At 47.2% G+C, this 18,810-nt stretch carries 18 protein-coding genes; 6 read left to right on the forward strand and 12 right to left on the reverse strand.

Annotation, left to right across the window (positions count from 1 at the left end; translation table 11 throughout):
- Positions 1 to 23 precede the first annotated feature (23 nt).
- The 12 genes from NNX04_RS02315 to NNX04_RS02370 form a co-directional block, all read right to left on the reverse strand.
- A complete protein-coding gene (locus NNX04_RS02315; RefSeq protein ID WP_261947369.1) occupies positions 24 to 767 on the reverse strand; it encodes a class I SAM-dependent DNA methyltransferase in 744 nt (247 codons plus the stop codon).
- A 46-nt stretch (positions 768 to 813) separates the two neighbouring features.
- Entirely contained in the window at positions 814 to 1,260 is a 447-nt protein-coding gene (locus tag NNX04_RS02320) for a hypothetical protein (protein ID WP_261947370.1), read from the reverse strand.
- A gap of 128 nt (positions 1,261 to 1,388) precedes the next feature.
- The gene (gene lepB, locus NNX04_RS02325) at positions 1,389 to 1,979 is read right to left on the reverse strand and encodes a signal peptidase I (protein ID WP_050977005.1); all 591 of its coding nucleotides are present in this window, start codon (positions 1,977 to 1,979) and stop codon (positions 1,389 to 1,391) included.
- Between the two features lie 165 nt (positions 1,980 to 2,144).
- Complete coding sequence (locus NNX04_RS02330) at positions 2,145 to 2,366, reverse strand: hypothetical protein (RefSeq protein ID WP_151058044.1); 222 nt, start codon at positions 2,364 to 2,366, stop codon at positions 2,145 to 2,147.
- 212 nt (positions 2,367 to 2,578) lie between these two features.
- Positions 2,579 to 4,174, reverse strand: a complete 1,596-nt coding sequence (locus NNX04_RS02335) for an ATP-dependent nuclease (RefSeq protein ID WP_261947371.1) — start codon at positions 4,172 to 4,174, stop codon at positions 2,579 to 2,581.
- A gap of 109 nt (positions 4,175 to 4,283) precedes the next feature.
- A complete protein-coding gene (locus tag NNX04_RS02340) occupies positions 4,284 to 5,594 on the reverse strand; it encodes a ribonucleotide-diphosphate reductase subunit beta (RefSeq protein ID WP_261947372.1) in 1,311 nt (436 codons plus the stop codon).
- 120 nt (positions 5,595 to 5,714) lie between these two features.
- Positions 5,715 to 8,654 carry a ribonucleoside-diphosphate reductase subunit alpha gene (locus NNX04_RS02345; RefSeq protein WP_261947373.1) on the reverse strand — a complete coding sequence of 980 codons (2,940 nt, stop codon included), beginning with the start codon at positions 8,652 to 8,654 and terminating at the stop codon, positions 5,715 to 5,717.
- A gap of 701 nt (positions 8,655 to 9,355) precedes the next feature.
- Positions 9,356 to 10,894, reverse strand: a complete 1,539-nt coding sequence (gene lnt / locus NNX04_RS02350) for an apolipoprotein N-acyltransferase (RefSeq protein ID WP_261947374.1) — start codon at positions 10,892 to 10,894, stop codon at positions 9,356 to 9,358.
- A gap of 88 nt (positions 10,895 to 10,982) precedes the next feature.
- Complete coding sequence (locus NNX04_RS02355) at positions 10,983 to 11,858, reverse strand: HlyC/CorC family transporter (RefSeq protein WP_007641733.1); 876 nt, start codon at positions 11,856 to 11,858, stop codon at positions 10,983 to 10,985.
- A 20-nt stretch (positions 11,859 to 11,878) separates the two neighbouring features.
- Entirely contained in the window at positions 11,879 to 12,346 is a 468-nt protein-coding gene (gene ybeY, locus NNX04_RS02360; RefSeq protein WP_007641732.1) for an rRNA maturation RNase YbeY, read from the reverse strand.
- Positions 12,347 to 12,348: 2 nt separating this feature from the next.
- Positions 12,349 to 13,425, reverse strand: a complete 1,077-nt coding sequence (locus NNX04_RS02365; protein WP_007641731.1) for a PhoH family protein — start codon at positions 13,423 to 13,425, stop codon at positions 12,349 to 12,351.
- Positions 13,426 to 13,656: 231 nt separating this feature from the next.
- Complete coding sequence (locus NNX04_RS02370) at positions 13,657 to 14,361, reverse strand: BON domain-containing protein (RefSeq protein WP_261947375.1); 705 nt, start codon at positions 14,359 to 14,361, stop codon at positions 13,657 to 13,659.
- A gap of 351 nt (positions 14,362 to 14,712) precedes the next feature.
- On the opposite strand from NNX04_RS02370, the gene NNX04_RS02375 reads away from it, so the two are divergent.
- From NNX04_RS02375 to NNX04_RS02400, 6 genes are all read left to right on the forward strand, one after another.
- Positions 14,713 to 15,834, forward strand: coding sequence for an AI-2E family transporter (locus NNX04_RS02375; protein ID WP_232283055.1), 1,122 nt, complete (start codon positions 14,713 to 14,715; stop codon positions 15,832 to 15,834).
- A gap of 289 nt (positions 15,835 to 16,123) precedes the next feature.
- Positions 16,124 to 16,285 (forward strand): DUF1328 domain-containing protein, encoded by a 162-nt coding sequence (locus NNX04_RS02380; RefSeq protein ID WP_007641725.1) that lies wholly within the window; start codon positions 16,124 to 16,126, stop codon positions 16,283 to 16,285.
- An 83-nt stretch (positions 16,286 to 16,368) separates the two neighbouring features.
- Positions 16,369 to 16,662, forward strand: a complete 294-nt coding sequence (locus NNX04_RS02385; protein ID WP_040391789.1) for a DUF883 C-terminal domain-containing protein — start codon at positions 16,369 to 16,371, stop codon at positions 16,660 to 16,662.
- Between the two features lie 10 nt (positions 16,663 to 16,672).
- The gene (locus NNX04_RS02390; protein WP_151058034.1) at positions 16,673 to 17,155 is read left to right on the forward strand and encodes a hypothetical protein; all 483 of its coding nucleotides are present in this window, start codon (positions 16,673 to 16,675) and stop codon (positions 17,153 to 17,155) included.
- Positions 17,121 to 17,363 carry a hypothetical protein gene (locus NNX04_RS02395; protein WP_151058032.1) on the forward strand — a complete coding sequence of 81 codons (243 nt, stop codon included), beginning with the start codon at positions 17,121 to 17,123 and terminating at the stop codon, positions 17,361 to 17,363. Before NNX04_RS02390 ends, NNX04_RS02395 begins: the two co-directional genes overlap by 35 nt.
- 111 nt (positions 17,364 to 17,474) lie before the next feature.
- Positions 17,475 to 18,800: a sigma-54-dependent transcriptional regulator gene (locus NNX04_RS02400; protein ID WP_261947376.1), complete on the forward strand. Its 1,326-nt coding sequence runs from the start codon at positions 17,475 to 17,477 to the stop codon at positions 18,798 to 18,800.
- The last annotated feature ends 10 nt before the right edge of the window (positions 18,801 to 18,810 follow it).

An 18,810-nucleotide genomic window follows, 5' to 3' on the forward strand; every position in this document is an offset into this window, starting at 1 on the left:
CTACACAATTCGCGGCTTTGAAATTAATGCTTGATCGCAACAAAAAACGCATTGCCTGCCGCGTTTTCCCAGGGGGCGATTCGCTCGTAATCATGCGCAAGAATATGCACTTCAAAATAGGGTTCAAGCAATTGTTGTAAGTGCGCAAAAGTGAGGGCGACCATTGTGTGTTGGTCACGCCAGTGTTCAGTAATACCGTTGGTGGTTCGTTCGATGCTCAGCTGTAATTGTTGCTGTTCGCCTTCACCTGAGTAATACCAATTGGACTGAAAACTAAAATCACTCTGGTCATATGTGAGTTGGTGTTTAATGCCAGCGCGATTATCAATAGTGCTTTTATCCACCGCATTAAAACAAAATAGACCGCCGGGTTTTAGCGCGCGGTGAACGCTGGCAATACAATCGGTAAGTGTGGCAATACTTTGGTTGTAATGGATGGAATATAAAAAGCAGCTGATTAAATCCATCTGCGCGACCATATTCAGGTCGCTCATATCCTGTTGGGTAAATTGCGCTTCGGGGCAACGCAGCTGCGCAATATCGAGCATGGGCTGGTTAATATCCACACCACTAGCCGTATAACCAAAGTCGATAAAATGCCGCAAGTGTGGGCCGGTGCCACAGGCTAAATCCAACACATTTTTCCCCTGATTGCCAAACAACTCATGCAGCCTGCGCACATAATTGCTCTGCTCGCGATAGTCGATATCAGCACACATTAAATCGTAATAACCAGAGAGGTCGGTGTAGAGGGCGGTAACTGACATAGTGTGGGTGCTCTGTTTAATTGTAGGCATTCAATAAGTCGAATGCCTACAAGGCGGCGTGCTGGGTTTGTTGTATAGCTTGCTTGATTTGTGTGGTGTTGGCACCCATAAAACCCACTTTGAATCCCGCTTTTTTAATTAATCTGTTCGCCCGTGAGCTGGCAGCAACTACCACTAAAAAGTTAATAATGGGAACAATACCCAGAATAATCATCACTACCGCAAAAAACTTTCCATACACTTTCCAGCATAAGCGCGCATTTAAAATAATGATGGCAATCCATATCGGAATAACAATAAGGCTTGCGACTTGCCTGATTTCTGGCGGCGCTGCTTGCACGAGCACTGCCGCTACAAAATATACAAGAAAGGTATAAATAAGCGCTTTTTGCTGTTTAGCGACATGTAAAACGTTTTCCAGCCCTTCGGTTTGTTGGAGGTTGAAGTCAACAAGGTTTGCTTTGGGGGCATCGTAAATTGTGTTGGTTTCCATTTGTTATTATCCAAATTAAATTGAACTGGTGGGGTGTTGTGGGTGAATAACCGTAAAATGACCATACATCCGTAACCACCAAAACTATAAAGAATGCGCAGTTGAAGTGATGTTGTTAGTTTTTTTGATTAGAAGACTATAGTTGTTTTTCCTATCAGTTTTTCTTTTGGCACAAACCCCCATTCACGGCTATCCAGCGAATTGTCTCTGTTGTCACCCATTACGAAATAGTGGTCGACAGGGGTGGTGACTTTGATATCACGATAAAGGTTTTCTTCATTCAAATATTGTACTTGATATGTGGTGTCGTTAAGTGTTTCCGAAAATAATGCGTCATTTAGCTTCTTGGTTTCAACGGGTTTATTATTTATTGTCAATTGTTTGTCAGTGAAGTGAATAACATCTCCTGGAATTCCTATAACACGTTTTAAGTAAACCGTATTCGGCTGGTGTGGCGGGTTGAATGCAATTATATCCCCCCGCCGGGGTTGGTTGCTGTCGGGCTTGCCTTTTATGGTGTCTCGGTAAATGTGTTTGTTAACGATAACTGTATCGCCAACATTTATTGTGGGTGCCATCGATCCAGCGGGTATTGAATATATGTCGTAAAGAAAAGTGCGCGGGATGTAAATAGAGAAAAACAAAACCGCCGATAACACGATAGCGCCGAGCAAATACAGTATGTTTTGAGTAACTGGGTTTAGTTTTTTTATGTTCATTATTGTTCCAGGGAGGCGAGCAATTTATCAATTAAAAAGTGATTCCGTGTTTTTTATTGGCGTGTCATAGGAATGATTGGAATGGAAAATAGCCCCCAGTATGACCATGCGCCCGCAGCCACTAGAACCAAATTATGTGTGCCGTTGATTGGTTGTCGTATCAATTCAGCACAAAAATTTCAAATAAACCGCGCCGAGTGTCAAAAATGTCATTACCGTAACGGCATGACCCAACGCTTTTGCGTCACCTTTTTTCATGCCAATCTTTATCAGTTCTTTTGCAATAAAACGATAACCAAAAAGCATCGATAGAATGGCCAAAAAGAGCAGGGCGATTATCGCTGAAAGAATTCCATTGCTCAGTTGTGAAATGAATTCGCTATTCATAGTTCATCTTTTTGTAGGTTTCGGCAGGGCGCGTAGCCTGAGGAACGAACCGCAACATGACCATGTACCCGCAACCACCAAAACCAAAACACATGTGCTGTGGATTGGTTTTTCGTATTTACAAACCAATGTGCCGTTTGCAATTACGAATGTTGCGGTTCGCAAGCTCACCAGCAACCTACATCAAGCCCAACCTACGAGCTACGTGCTACCTAAGTCCTCACATCCTTTTGTTGTAAAAATTGCTTTTCAATCAGTTTCAGTTCGGTGATAACGCTTGCTGCGGATTTTTCAAATTCTATCTTGGCTCGATTTATATCTTGTTCTATCCAAATGATTACTTCTTTCAGCAGTGTTCCTTTTTCTTCCTGCTTTTGCTTCTTGCCTTGAATAGCTAGGGCTGCATTCGCCTTGGCTTGGAATTCGGCTGGATAGTAAAGTTCGAATTGCGGCTTATCAAAAGTGGAAAAATGATCTTTAGGTATGGATGAAAATTTTGTTCTAAGTTTTTCTATTGACTCTTTTCCCGCATCATCGCCATCCACTCTTACCCAAGCTAAGCCTGAATATGCTTGTTGAAGGTGAGTGAACAGCACGACTCGGGAGAGATCGTTAAAAGTAGGCTCTACATTGTTGATACCATTTGCAGCTACAGTTTTTATCCGGTGAAGTTTTGGAGCAAACCACGGAATTAAATAGTCGCGAATAATACGCTCAGCAGAAGATTCCTCTAATAATAGCCATCCTTCCCATAAATCGTAATCAGAAAATGAATAACCCAATTCTTGGAGAACCTGAACTCGATCACGTGGACTATTACTTACTTCTTCAATAGTCGCTGTAGTAGGTAGTTGCCCTTTCTCGCTATTGATTTTAAAGAGCTTACTTTTATCCACAGAGCAAAGGTGTGTAACAACAATATTTGAGTGCGTTGAGATCACAAATTGGTTTTTTTGTGAGCTTAATACTATTAGGTCTAGTAATGCTTTTAATGCCTGTGGGTGAAGATCATTTTCAGGTTCTTCTATTAAAAAAAGCTTTCCCTCTGACATGGATAGGCTTACAAGTAGAGATACAATATTTGGCACGCCTTCTCCCATTTGATCTATTGGAACGGATGACTGGTCAGGAAGATAGATGCCGGGCCGTTGTCCATTTGGAGAAGTGATTGATGTCACTACAAAGCCTAATATCTCTTTGCAAGCATTTGAATATTGTTGGTATGCAGGAAAGTTTGGGTTAGCTATTCGCGAGAGCTTTGCTGCTAAGTTAGACATGTCAGATGATATTTGAGTAACGAATTGTTCTCTCACATCCTCTAAATAGTTTGCTGTTTTTCTTTTAGATAAAAATGGAATTATTAAGTGACTGGGTTCTGAGTTGGGAGATTTATATTCCCCAACTGTTGTTGATCCATTTCCTACCGTTAATTGATTGCTGATTTGTCCAGATCTTCTGTCAGCGGATTGTATTGTGATTGAGCAATAGGCAATGCGAGAGTTTTCAAACTGTGTCCACGGTGGAGTTGTAGGCTGCTTGTTAAATGTCATATCGATAGTGGCTTTAGTTGCTCCTACTCTAACATCGCCAAAAGGATCATTAAGTCCTTGTTGTAAATGATGTAGTGCGCGAAGTACAGATGACTTCCCTGAATTGTTGGCGCCTATTAATACGTTAATATCAGATAGTGAAATTTCTTTTGAGTCTTCAAATGAACGAAATTTCCTTATTCTTATGGTTTTGATAATCACTTTAATTGCTCTGCCTATTTTTTCCTTGGTGGATAAAAAACCGCCATTCAGCCCCATCAGAAATCTCTGACAAAACTCAACAGCGGTTTAGGTTATTCACTCCGGAATATGTAATCCGTTCGTAATGGATACCTGCGTTCGCAGGTATGACGGTGGAAGGATTAAATCAATCCCAGCTCAACGCCCCACCAGTCTGATATTCAATCACTCGCGTCTCAAAGAAATTCTTCTCCTTACGCAAATCCATAATCTCACTCATCCATGGGAATGGATTCTGTGCGCCTGGGAATTGTTCTTTCAAGCCGACTTGTGCGCAGCGGCGGTTGGCGATGAAGTGGAGGTATTCTTCCATCATCGCGGCATTCATGCCGAGTACGCCGCGTGGCATAGAGTCGCGCGCGTATTGGATTTCCAGCTCGGTGCCTTCCAAAATCATTTGGATAACTTCTTGTTGGAATTCTGCAGTCCACAAGTGCGGGTTTTCCAATTTGATTTGGTTGATTACATCGATACCAAAGTTCAAATGCATGGATTCATCGCGCAGGATGTATTGGAACTGTTCGGCAACGCCGGTCATTTTGTTGCGGCGGCCCATGCTGAGAATTTGGCTGAATCCGCAGTAGAAGAAAATACCTTCGGTCACTACATAAAACGCAACGAGGTTGCGCAGCAATTCCTGATCGGTTTCCGGTGTGCCGGTGGTGAAGGTTGGGTCGCCCAAAGTTTGGGTATGTTTCAAACTCCATGCGGCTTTGTTCGCCACGCTTGGCAATTCGCGGTACATGTTGAAGATTTCGCCTTCATCCATACCCAACGATTCAATGCAGTATTGATAGGCGTGAGTGTGAATCGCCTCTTCGAATGATTGACGCAAAATGTATTGGCGGCATTCGGGGTTGGTTATCAAACGGTAAATCGCGAGGACGAGGTTGTTCGCTACCAGTGAGTCGGCGGTAGAGAAGTAACCGAGGCTGCGCATAACAATGCGACGCTCGTCATCGGTCAGGCCGTCTTTGCTTTTCCAGGTGGCGATGTCGGCGGTCATGTTTACTTCTTGTGGCATCCAGTGGTTGGAGCAGCCATCAAGGTATTTTTGCCATGCCCAGTCGTATTTGAACGGAACCAGTTGGTTCAAGTCAGCGCGACAGTTGATCATGCGCTTTTCATCCACCTGAATACGGGCGGCGCCCATTTCCAATTCTTGCAAACCGGGAGCAGGGTCAAGTGCAGCGAGGCTCGCGCGCGCTTTAGCGAGTTCAGGGCTGATACCTTCTTCTTTGGCGGCGGCAGCAAAGGCGGTGTTCACGGCTTGGGCATCGGCAGCAGCACTTACTTGGGCGGCCTGTGCTTGTGCAACTTGCGCTTGGGTCGGTTGCGCTACTGGCGCGGCGGCTTTGGTTTGCGCGGCGCTGATGGCGTCTTGACGTGCTGTTTCTTTTACCGCTTCTTCGGTGTCAAATTCATCCCAACTTAGCATGTGATCCTCGTTTAATTCTGTGTGCGTGCATCGTGTATTTTGCGTTTTTGTCGCGGTTCGCAAGCTCATCAACCTACAGGGTGCTTCGTAGGCTGCTGGTGAGGAACGAACCGCAACATCTTATTGGCAGGCTTCGCAATCTGGATTGTCTATCGAACAGGCCAATGGCACTGGCGCTGCTTCGGCGAAACTCGCGGCTTCTACTTCTGATACGGCAGGTTTTGCAGCAGCAGGTGCAGCTGACAATCCACTCGCACCACCAGCCGATACGGCGTTCAATGCACCGGTATTGATGGTGGATTTCTCAGTGGTGGTTGCAGCCAAGGCACGCAGGTAATACGTAGTCTTTAAGCCGGAGAACCATGCCATGCGGTAAGTAATGTCTAATTTTTTGCCGTTAGCGCCAGCGATGTAGAGATTCAAGCTCTGCGCTTGGTCAATCCACTTCTGGCGACGGCTGGCGGCTTCTACGATCCACTTGGGTTCTACTTCAAACGCGGTGGCGTAGATGGCTTTGAGGTCGGCCGGGATGCGGTCGATCTTTTGCAGTGAGCCTTCGTAGTATTTCAAATCGTTAACCATTACCGCATCCCACAAGCCACGGGCTTTTAAGTCGTGTACCAAGTGCGGGTTAACTACGGTGAATTCGCCCGAGAGGTTGGATTTCACGTAGAGGTTTTGGTAAGTCGGTTCAATCGACTGGGTTACGCCGGTGATGTTGGAAATGGTTGCCGTGGGTGCAATCGCCATCACGTTGGAGTTGCGCATACCTTGTGCTTTTACTTGTGCACGCAAGGTCGCCCAGTCGAAGGTTTGGCTGCGATCCACTTTGATGTAATTCTCACCACGGTTTTGCGCGAGGATTTCAATCGAGTCGATGGGCAGAATGCCTTTGCTCCAGAGCGAACCTTCAAAGGTAGAGTATTTGCCGCGCTCGGCCGCCAGTTCGCTGGAGGCTTTGATCGCGTAGTAGCTCACGGCTTCCATGGAGGTATCGGCAAAATCCACAGCGGCTTGCGAGCTGTAGGCGATACGCTGCTCATAGAGTGCATCCTGGAAGCCCATAATGCCAAGGCCGATAGGGCGGTGACGCAGGTTGGACTGCTTGGAGGTAGCCACGGCGTAGTAGTTAATGTCGATCACGTTATCGAGCATGCGGATTGCAGTTTTAACGGTGCGCTCCAGCTTCGCTTGATCGAGTTTGCCATCCACAATATGCTGGGCAAGGTTCACGGAACCGAGGTTGCATACCGCGATTTCATCGTTAGCTTTGGTATTGAGTGTGATCTCGGTACACAAGTTGGACGAGTGAACCACACCGGCATGCTGCTGCGGGCTGCGCAGGTTGCATGGGTCTTTGAAGGTGATCCATGGGTGGCCGGTTTCAAACAGCATGCCCAGCATTTTGCGCCACAGGTCTAATGCGCGCACGGTTTTGAATACTTTGATGCGGCCAGCAGCGGCTTCAGCTTCATAGAAGGCGTAACGCTCTTCGAAGGCTTTGCCGTACAAGTCGTGCAGGTCGGGCACATCGTTGGGCGAGAACAGAGTCCACTCTTTATCGTCAAACACGCGCTTCATGAACAGGTCGGGCACCCAGTTGGCAGTGTTCATGTCATGGGTGCGGCGACGGTCATCACCGGTGTTTTTGCGCAGTTCAAGGAATTCTTCGGTATCCAAGTGCCAGGTTTCCAAATACGCACAAACCGCGCCTTTGCGTTTGCCGCCTTGGTTTACGGCCACGGCGGTATCGTTCGCTACCTTCAGGAAGGGAACTACACCTTGTGATTTGCCATTGGTGCCTTTGATATAGGCGCCCAGTGCACGCACGGGTGTCCAGTCGTTACCCAAGCCGCCAGCAAATTTGCTGAGCATGGCGTTGTCTTGAATGGCGCCGTAAATACCGTGCAGGTCGTCCGGTACGGTAGTCAGGTAGCAAGAGGACAACTGCGGGCGCAAGGTGCCGGAGTTGAACAGGGTTGGGGTGGAGCTCATGTAATCGAACGAAGAGAGCAGGCGATAGAACTCAATCGCGCGGTCTTCACGGTTCTTTTCTTGAATCGCCAAGCCCATAGCAACGCGCATAAAGAATATTTGCGGCAGTTCGATGCGAGTGTCGTTGCTGTGGATGAAGTAGCGGTCATACAGGGTTTGCAGGCCGAGGTAGGTGAACTGCAGATCGCGCTCGGCGATCAGGGCTTTGCCCAGTTTTTCCAAATCAAAGTTTTGCAATTCAGGGGAGATCAGTTCCAGCTCAACCCCTTTTTTGATGTAGAGCGGCAGGGTTTGGGCGTAGAGGGTTTCCATATCCGCTTGGGTTGCTGAGTTGGCTACACCAAAGAAGCTCAGGGCTTCAGCGCGCAGTTTGTCCATCAGCAGGCGAGCGGTTACAAAAGAGTAGTTTGGCTCTTTTTCTACCAGGGTGCGGGCGGTAATCACCAATGAGGTGTTTACGTCTTTTTCCGCCACACCGTCATAGAGGTTGCGCATGGCTTCATCGAGAATCGCCTTCTCTTCTACACCGGCTAAACCGGCACAGGCTTCACGCACGATGGTGCGCATACGGCCAATATCCAACGGCGCGCGGCTGCCATCGGCCAGAATCACGTTCAGGCTGGGGTAATCCGGGTCTGGCTCTTGGGAGCTGGATTGTTTTTGGGCACGCAGGCGAGCGTGCTCTTCGCGGTAGAGCACGTAATCGCGGGCGATTTTTTGCTCGCCCGAGCGCATCAGAATCAGTTCGACCTGATCCTGGATCTCTTCAATATGGATAGTGCCGCCCGAGGGCATACGGCGTTTGAAGGTGGCGGTAATTTGCTGGGTGAGGCTGCTCACCACTTCATGTACCCGTGTAGAAGCAGCGGCAGTGCCACCTTCTACCGCCAAAAAGGCTTTGGTCATGGCGATGGCAATTTTGCTGGCATCGAAGGGAACCACCGTTCCGTTGCGTTTGATGACTCGCAGTTGGCCGGGCGCTGTGGCCGAGAGCGGCGCGCCGCCGCTGTGAATATCCTGTTGCACGTTGCGTGTACCGGTGGTGGTTTCAATGTCAGTTTGCATAGACGTCTCCCGCGTGAGGTCTTTCCTGGTTGAAATGACTGGTTGGTAAAAAAACTGTGATAAAGCGTTGTGTATGAGTGACCCGGGCGCTGCATTCTAAAAGCAGCCGTTGTTATTAAAATCAGGGTCTGCAACACGGTTTTGCCTATTTTGTCTGACCACAAGATCTTGTGGTTGACTCCATTGCACTTGGTGCCCATACAGCTGATGCCGGAGATACCCACTTGGAGTAGCGCCCCAGCCACTTAATTACTGCTGCCAATACGACAAACAATAGGTAAGCGTTCAATTGGGTCAAAATTTTGCTTGACGATTTAGCTCTGCAGGGTTAGGCACCATTAGTGTGCTTGGCGCGCTTAACACCTATATCTAGGGGTAAATCGTGAATGGGCTACAAGATAATGCGATTGTGGGTTTTATGCAAGCTTGAAAAGCTGTGGATAAGGTGTGGGTGACAGGGGTACAAACTGGGGGCAAGTCAGCAAGAATCAGACGTTGCGCCGGAAAAGCCCCACAATTGGCGACGTATGCAAAATGTGACGGTTTGTCGTGAAACTTAGACTTTTTTCTAATAATCCAATTGTCGGGTTATGACTACATATAGTGTCTGTTGGTTTTTGCTACAGATTGCTGTTTTTTTGCAGGGGCGCCAGCGGGTTTTAGTCAATATGACCCGCTGGCTGTTAATGGTGCAGTGATGATCAGTCTGGTTGTTTGCGATACAGCTGGGGCAGTTGCAGCGCCAATAACAGCAGTGTGCACAGAATAACCAGTGGCCCGCTGCTGGTAATCATAAACGGCGTCCAATCCTTCACTGCGTGAATCACACCGGTAAAAGTTTGTGCGGTAAAGGAATTGCTTTGACTGATGATCTTACCTTTGTTGTCGATAATCGCGCTGGGGCCGTTGTTGGTGCTGTACACCAGATAGCGGCCGGTTTCGAGGGCGCGCATTTGCGCCATCTGCATAAACTGCTTGGACTGGATGGAATCCAGAAACCAGCCGAGGTTGTTAACGCTGAGCAGCACCTGTGTCTCTTTGGCGGCTTGGGCTATTAAATCCGGATAGACAATTTCATAGCAAATCGCGGGCGTGATACGTACTCCCTTGGCAATCAGGCCGTGTTGATCCTGCGGGCCCAAATGGATAAACGAAGTAGGCAGGTTGAAAAACTCGATCAGCCCGCGCAGTTGGTCTTCCAGCGGTACGTATTCGCCAAAGGGCACTAAACGGCGCTTGTGATAAAACCCATAGCCTTCACCCAGTCCGGCTATTGAGTTGTAGTATTTCTGTTTGTCGCGATCCTCATAAATCACCCCGGTGAACAGCGCGGTATTGGCGGCAGCGGCTTTGCTGTTCATCTCCTCCAAAAAGGGCAGTGCTTCATGAAAGGTAAGGCTGGTGGGGATGGCGGCCTCTGGCCAGACTACCCAGTCGTTATTCCACAGGTCAGTGCTGAGTTCGCGTAATTGGTTCAGGGCGGCGAGGGTGCTTTCCTCATTGAACGTGAGTTTGGTGCTCTGATCTACGTTGGGCTGCACCATGCCAATCTTGATGGGTGTTTGCTCCGGTTTAGCCCAAGTGATGCTGCTTAGCACGGCGCCGCTCACCCAGAACGCAAGGTTAAGAGTGATCGCACTTATGACTACCGGCTTTTGTTGGCGGGCAGCTTTGCCGTGCCATACCAGTTCAGCGATTGCGCCGGCGTTGGCTGCCAGAATAAAACTAATGCCCATCACACCGGTAACCGGTGCCCAGCCAGCGAGCCAGGTATCCACATGGCTATAGCCTAAAAATAACCAGGGGAAACCCGTTAGTAACCAGGTGCGTGACCACTCCCCGAGCAACCAGCATGCGGGTAGGGCGATGAGCAAGGCAAAGCGGTGATAGCTAAACCAGCGGCCATAAATATAGAACGGCAGCGTAAAAATAAGCGCCATAAAACAGGCGAATATCAATACCAAAAAGGCGGCAAACAGGGGGGCAGCGCCACCAAAGTTATGGATGCTGACGTAAATCCAGTGAATACCTGCGCCATAAAGCCCTACGCCAAATGCAAAGCTACGCCAGAGTACCTGGTTTCTGGGCTGCTCTTTGAGCAGCAAGGCAAAGGTGGTGAGGCCCAGTAGGGTAATTGGCCAGAGGTTAAACGGTGCAAAGCTCAGGGTGATAAGCGCACCACTAACCAGTGCAAACAGCAGTGCCAGTGAGTTGGGGAGATTGCGAAAGGTATCGGCCATGGGTGGGTAATCTTTTTTAGACGGTTAAAAAAATCCCGCCGGGAGAGGGCGGGATTTCCAGGTTTTTGCTCTGTTACGGCTGCGAAGATTAATCTGTTGCGATTGTTAAGCGCAATAAATGGATTTGGCGATTGTCGGCGTAGAGTACGCGGAACTGCATCTTGTCCATTTGTACCACCTCGTTGCGCTTGGGCAAATGGCCAAACTCCTGCATCAAAATCCCGCCCAGGGTATCAAAGTCTTCGTTGCTGAATTGGGTGTTGAAAAATTCGTTGAAGTCTTCAATGGGGGTAAGCGCCTTGACTATATAGTCGGTTTCGCTCACGCGTTTGATGAAGTCTGAGGCTTCATCTTCTTCGTCGGTTTCATCTTCAATTTCGCCGACAATTTCTTCCAGGATATCTTCAATGGTGAGCAGGCCAGTAATGCCGCCGTATTCGTCCATCACTAACGCCATGTGATAGCGATTTTCACGGAATTCGCGCAGCAAAATATTTACGCGTTTGCTCTCCGGCACAATGTTGGCGGGGCGCAGTATGGTTTCCAGATTGAAGTTGTCGGTGCCTTTTAAGGCGAGCGGCAGTAAGTCTTTAGCGAGCAAAATACCGCGTACATCATCGATATTTTCACCAATCACCGGAAAGCGTGAGTGGCCGGATTCGATAATTTGCGGCAGGTATTCCTGCGGTGAGTCTTCCAGGCGAATGGCGACTATGTGTGAGCGCGGCACCATAATTTCACGCGCTTGCAGGGAGGATACATCCAGTGCGCCCTCGATAATGCTCAGGGCTTCCTGGTCGAGCAATTGGTTATCGGCGGCGTCTTTAATAATTTCCAGCAGCTCATCGCGGGATTTAGGTTCCGCGCTGAAGGCGTGCAGTACTTTATCCAGCCACGATCGCTCGTGTTTATCGCTGCGTTCGTATTTGTCAGTAGTTGTGCTACTCGGATGGTCGTCCGACATGATGCTAGTTCCCAAGGTTTTTATTCTGCCGTAAGTTCGTTATAGGGAGCAGGGTAACCCAGCCCGGTGATAATTGCTGTTTCAAGCGCTTCCATCTCGTCGGCTTCAGTATCGTCGATGTGATCGAAGCCCAGGAGGTGCAAGCTGCCGTGCACCAGCATATGTGCCCAGTGGGCGGCCAAGGTTTTACCTTGTTCCTGAGCTTCACGCTCCACCACAGGGGCGCAGACCACCAAGTCACCCAAGAGCGGTACACCCACTTCCTCGGGAATATCTGCCGGGAAGGAGAGCACGTTGGTGGGGTAGTCTTTGCTGCGATACTGGCTATTAAGTTGCTGACTTTCGTCTTCGTCGACGATATAGAGGCTTACTTCTGCATCTTCAAGTTTTTGACTGTGCAGCGCGGCACCAATCCAGCGCTCCAGTTCAGCCAGAGCCGGTATCTGTTGGCTTTGGCTATTACTTTCTATATCAATTTGGTAGGCCATGATTAGCGCGCGTCATCCGGTTTGGGGTTCTTTTGTTCAAATGCGTCATAGGCTTCGACTATGCGCTGAACAATCGGGTGGCGCACCACATCTTTAGAGGTGAAGTGGGTAAAGCTGATACCGTTGACGTTATCCAACACCTCAATCGCGTGGCGCAAGCCAGAGGCCATGCCGCGGGGCAAGTCGATCTGGGTTGGGTCGCCAGTGATTACGGCAGTAGTGCCAAAACCGATGCGGGTCAGGAACATTTTCATCTGCTCGCGGGTGGTGTTTTGGCTTTCATCCAGAATCACGAAAGAATTGTTCAGGGTGCGGCCGCGCATAAACGCGAGGGGCGCCACTTCAATCACACCGCGCTCCATCAGCTTGCCTACGGTATCAAAGCCCAGCATTTCAAACAGGGCATCGTAAAGCGGGCGCAGGTAGGGGTCGACTTTCTGCGCCAGGTCGCCTGGTAGAAACCCGAGTTTCTCACCTGCTTCAACCGCAGGGCGCACCAGCAAAATACGCTCTATCTCATTTTTCAATAAGGCTTCTACCGCACAGGCCACAGCGAGGTAGGTCTTGCCCGTACCGGCTGGGCCAATACCGAAATTGATGTCATGGCGCTGCACGGCGCGCACGTAACGCTGTTGGTTGAGGCCACGTGGCTTGATAGTGCACTTTTTAGTGCGGATAAGCGTAATGCCGCCTTCGTCGCCCGTGGTTTCGGTGGCAGGTGCTGTAGCGCCGATTGCGGCGTCATCCACAATAGACTCGGCGTTATCGAGTTGTTGCATAAGCTGTTCAATTCCTGAGGTTTGCAAAGCGAGATGTACTTCATCCGGGGTGAGTTCACTGTGACCGGTAAATTCGTAAAGGTTTCGCAGTAGTTCGGCGGCAGCACGGGTTTTGTTGGCGGGGCCTACCAGCTGGAACTCTGAACCGCGATTGCGAATTTCAATATCAAGGCGCTCTTCAATCTGGCGCAGGTGTTGGCCGAGCAGACCATTGAGGTTGGCAAGGCGACGACTATCACTAGGCTCCAGCGATAGAGGCTGGGTAATAATTTCCGGGGGGGATATAACGTGGGTGTTCAAGTGGTTAGTAGGCTCGTGTGACTTAATTAAAAGTAAGACTAAACCATTCAGCGGGAGGGATAAAGCCTAAATTACAGCTGAACAAACGCTGAACCCTTTGCTGAAGTTGCATGTCTTTGTGAGGTTTGTTTTATAACTTGTTGTATTTGCACTTGTTTTTCTCTTAATGCGAAGCCGGGGCGGTACCCGCCCCGTTAATAATATTCACATCAAGTTTTGTGCTCATTGGAATCACGACTTAATTTGCAAATTATTCACCACACCTTTCACATTTTCGTGTTTGGCGGCTATTGCTTGCGCTAATGCTTTTTGTTCCAGTGAACTCACTTGACCGGAAAGGGTTACCTTATGGTTTAGTGTGTCCACATCAATTGCCAAGCCTTTAATGTTGGGCGAAGCCAGCAGCTCGGTTTTAATTGCCGCAGTGGTGGAAACGTCAGCGACATACTGTGCGAAGTTACGACCTTGCGGGGCAACAGATTCTGCGTTTTTAGCGGGTTTTTCAATTACCTTGATGTTATTGGTCACTGCGTCAATGCCTTCAACGCCCAGCGCAATATTTTCGGCCAGTTCTTTTTCAATATCGGAGTGAACTTCTCCACCCAGAGTGGCCATATCTTTATCGACTTCAATGTCAATTTTGAATGCATTGAGGTGCTCATTCAGGATTAACGCTGTTTCCAGCTTGCTTTCAATCCAGCCGTCTTTGAATGCTGCTTTACTATCCTGCCAGGTCTGTTTGCTATCCTGTTTAAAGTCGGCCCAAAATTCTGCCGCGCTTCTTTTCTCAGTGTAAGTTTTTTCGGTATAAGTGTTCTCTGTATGGGCACTATTATTTGCTGCAGGCTCTGTGTTGGCTGCGACGGCAGACAGTGACGTGGTGAGCGCAAGGGCGCTAAGAGAAATGGTGATTGAGTCAAATAAAGTATTTTTCATGATGTTCTCCTTTGGAAAATTTTTTCAAAAAATATTGAAAATATTTCGTTGAAAAACATGCGCTCGTTAAAGAGGGCACGTAAAGGATAAAGCTTAATTCATGCCAATTAATCAAAAATTACCCGGGAACCACTGTTTTTGCGTGTGGGGAAAATCTGCGGGGGATATTTGATGTGATTATTTTTGGTTTATATGGCAGGTAATAAATTAAGATTTATGAAAAAACTACAAAAATATGTAAATTTTTATTAAAGGAAATTACATTGTGGGAGTGAGGTATATCTTTTTCGCGTAAAGCTGGTATGGAAATAGCAGATATCCTGAGTCAATGCCAATGCTCAGGGAGTCGTTATGAATAGTCCAATTGTGCATCACAACCCGGGGAGTACGCCTGATACACAGATAATAAGGCGTATTAATTTCTCCAATACTATAGGCATGGCTCTAAATATATTGGTAGTGATTGCAGTACTCTATACCTTGTATTTTTGCCGCACCTTATTACTACCGATATTTGTTGCCGGTTTTATTGCATTATTTTCCAGTCCGCTTGTGCGGCTCCTCGCCGATTTTAAATTACCGCATCCGCTTGCTGCCGCATTAGTGGTTATTTTTCTGCTTTTTATGCTGGGCTTGACCTGTGTTTTCCTCGGTGGGCCTGCTGCGCATTGGTTAGGTAGTTTGCCCGAGCTGGGGAATAAATTAACTGCACATCTAAATGGCTTTGCTGATCAGTTTAATTTGTTGCGATCACAGGTCATGCCCTCGGCTAGTCAAGAAAGTAATGCTGTTAGCAGCCTCTTTGAAACGATTCTTTTTTCTGCGGTGTCACTCGCCGCAGGTACTACGGCGATGTTTTTAGTCCAGGTTGCTGCAGTATTTGTCATTACTTATTTCTTTCTGGTATACGGTGATAACCTGATGCGTAATTTTGTTCGCTCCCAATCATCATTTGCCGAAAAAAAGAAAGCGGTGATTATCTTTCAAACTGTGCGCGACGATATATCCCGCTATGCATTGTTAATTTCTATTATCAATATTGGTTTGGGGGCAGCAACGGCCTGTGTAATGGCAATAATAGGTGTGGAAGATCCGTTGCTTTGGGGTACGTTGGCGGCCATGTTAAATTTTGCACCTTATATCGGACCATTATTGTTGTGCGTAATTCTGACCGGTGTCGGTTTTTTAGAATACGAGTCAGTGAGTATGGCGCTGCTGGTGCCAGGTAGTTTTTTGGCATTAAATTTTATTGAGTCGCAGTTGGTAACGCCAACAGTATTAGGTCGACGGTTTAATATGAATCCCTTATTGGTCGTGTTGTGGATGTTCGCCTGGGGTTGGCTGTGGGGGGTTATCGGCTTGCTAATTGCCATTCCTTTGTTGGTGTGCTTTAAAATTTTATCATTACACTTGAATTTGCTCGGTTGCTGGATCAATCTTCTTGATGGTGATGTCGCGAGTAACAAAGAGTAGTGGCTAATAGCAGACTGAATAGGGGTGTAAGTTTTTCGAATTTTTGTAGTCTTTGCAAATATTACTCCGCCAAAGGATGATTTTTTTGTTAGCGCCATGCTTTTTATGATTTTTATCAATATCTAGCTTGTTGAGTTTTGATTGCGATCAAAAATGCCTGTAGCCAGCTCCATTACAGTGTTAAAGCTATACTCCATTGCTAATTTTTTCTGTGTTTTTCAGCCAAGTTAAAATGAGTTGGCATGTTCATTGAAGGTAATACAGTGAATGTTAAACAGAGGAGCATCCCATGCTTTACTATTCACTAGTATTTTTTATTGTTGCCATTATTGCTGGTCTTTTAGGCTTTGGTGGTATCGCTGGGGCAGCAACAGGAATAGCGCAAATTTTATTTTTTGTATTTCTCGTGCTGTTTATCTTGTCGCTTATTTTTGGCCGGCGTCGCCTTTAGTACTGTAGAAACTGTGTCAGTGATTTGAACGTAAATTGGTAAAATCCTAAACCTGTTTTTCAACAACCCAAGAGGTAATAACCATGGCTACTCAAACTTCAGTAAAAAGTAATGAGAACGGTAAAATGGACGATATCTCCATGTCTGAAGCTATCGCCCAGTTTAAGGAAGCGACCTCCAGTATCTATGATGCGGTTGGTTCTATTGGTACGGCTACAGCGGCTAATGCCAAAATCAAGCTCAATGAAGGTAAGGCGCGTGCTATTGAGTTGGAAGAGAAAGCCGAAGAAGCCGTTAGAGCCAAACCCTTGGTAACGGTGGGTGTTGCTTTTGCAGCCGGTTGTCTGGTGTCGTATTTACTTACTCGTCGTCACTGAGTAAGCGAATATGCATACCCCTGAGCGCAATGAGCAGGCTCCTGAGGCTACCCAGCCTCAGGAGCGTGTTTCATCGTCAGCTGATCAACCTGCAGCTAACTGGGAAGCTGATGTAGCCCAAACCGTACAGCTGGGCGAGCAGTTAATTGGTTTTGCGGGCGGCGTGATTGACTTGGCGCGCACAGAAGCATTACTGGCAGTACATACGCTGCCCAAAGTAATGATGCTGTGGTTGATTATGATGCCCATTATTTTGCTGACTTGGTGTTCATTTTCCGCATTGGTTGCCTGGTCAGTTGTGGCTTTAAGCGAACAACTTGGTCTGGGCATGCTCACGTTTTTCTTGCTGCAGGTTTTGCTTTTGTTTGTTTGCCGTTGGTTGTTTGTGAAATATCGTGCACGCATGACTTTTCCTTATACCCGTGCGCACATTGATAATTTTGTGCGGAGTACTAAAAATGAATTTAGTCGTCGAAGTGAAACAAAAGAGTGATCGCTTGGCATTGCAGGGCGCGGAGCTACAACAATGTCTGAATTTGGCGCTTAATAAACCGGCATTTAGTTCATTTCTGATTACCTTTGTTTTTGCCCCATTGTTAGTGGGTGTTGTCGCGGGAATTGCCTCTGCACCCACAGGGTCTACCCTGCAGCGAATATTTCGCGTTGCGTTTCCCGGATTGCGCCTTTTGCCATTTTTTTAAATATTCAAAAAAGTGAATTGCATCGCTAAGTTATTGATCGGTGGTGCATTCCTATATCTGACTGGTGCTAGAATGAGCCTCGCGCTAACTGGCAACATGAGGATATAAATCGTGGCTGAAGTTTTATTGGTTGACGATGATCGGCGGTTCTTGGATGCAACAGTTCAGTTATTAAGTTTGTTGGGCCACAAGGTGATGGCGGCCGATTCGGTGGCGCAAGCACGTGAATTGCTTGGCAAAAATCGCTATTCGCATGTGATTTTGGATTTAATTTTACCGGATGGCAGTGGCTTGCATTTATTGGAGGCATTACCTGAGCGAAATCAAACAAAAATCACACTTATTACCGGGCATCCCTCCATTAAGTCCATTGTGACTGATCTCTATGGTTCGAATATAAATTACCTGATTAAACCAATTGATCTGCAACAGCTGGAATCTCTATTTGAAGACAAACGGCTGGCAACAAAAAAGAACGAGTCATCCGTTAGTTTGCATTTTAATCATTTGGTGGGTGAATCCGCATCCATGCAGCATGTGTATCAAATGATTGAGCGGGTATCGACCACCAAAGCTAATGTGATGTTGCTAGGTGAGAGCGGTGTTGGTAAAGAAATGGTTGCTGCTGCTATTCATTATGCCAGCCAGGCGGAAGGTGATTATGTCCCTGCCAATTGTGGTGCATTTTCCCGCGAGCTAATTAGCAGTGAATTATTTGGTCACGAAAAAGGTGCTTTTACTGGAGCGATACAGCGGAAAATTGGTGTATTTGAACAAGCTAATAAAGGTACTTTATTTCTGGATGAAATAACAGAAATGCCTATTGAATTACAGCCCAATTTGTTACGCGTATTAGAGACGCAAAAAGTAACCCGGCTTGGTTCAACGTCTAGTATTGATATTGAAGCCCGCGTGGTGTCGGCAACAAATCGTTCAGAGCAGGATATTGCGATACAAGGTTGCCTGCGTGAGGATTTATATTTTCGTTTGGCAGTATTTCCAATTCATATTCCACCACTGCGTGAGCGCAAAGAAGATATTCCCTTGTTGGTGCAATATTTTCTTGAAGCATTTAATCAGGAGTATTCAAGCGATATAGGTGTTAGTAGCTCCTCGCTGAAACGTCTGATGGATTACGACTGGCCGGGCAATGTGCGTGAGTTGCGCCATGCAATTCATCGTGGCTATATCATGGCGGATCAACAACAGAAAATATTGGTATTGCCTGATAATTTGACGTCGCCCTTTTCAAAAGTTGCAGGCCAACATAAGACCGGAATACGGGTTGGAAAAACAGTGGAGGAGGTGGAGCGCGAGCTGATCGAGTCAACCCTGGAGCATTTTGATGGCGATAAAAAACAAGCGGCGGATGTTTTGGGTATCAGTTTAAAAACACTTTATAACCGCTTAAATACCTATGGTAGTGTTGAGTTGTAAGGGGAAATCA

The sequence above is a fragment of the Cellvibrio sp. QJXJ genome (assembly GCF_024452345.1).
In the GTDB taxonomy this organism is placed as follows: domain Bacteria; phylum Pseudomonadota; class Gammaproteobacteria; order Pseudomonadales; family Cellvibrionaceae; genus Cellvibrio.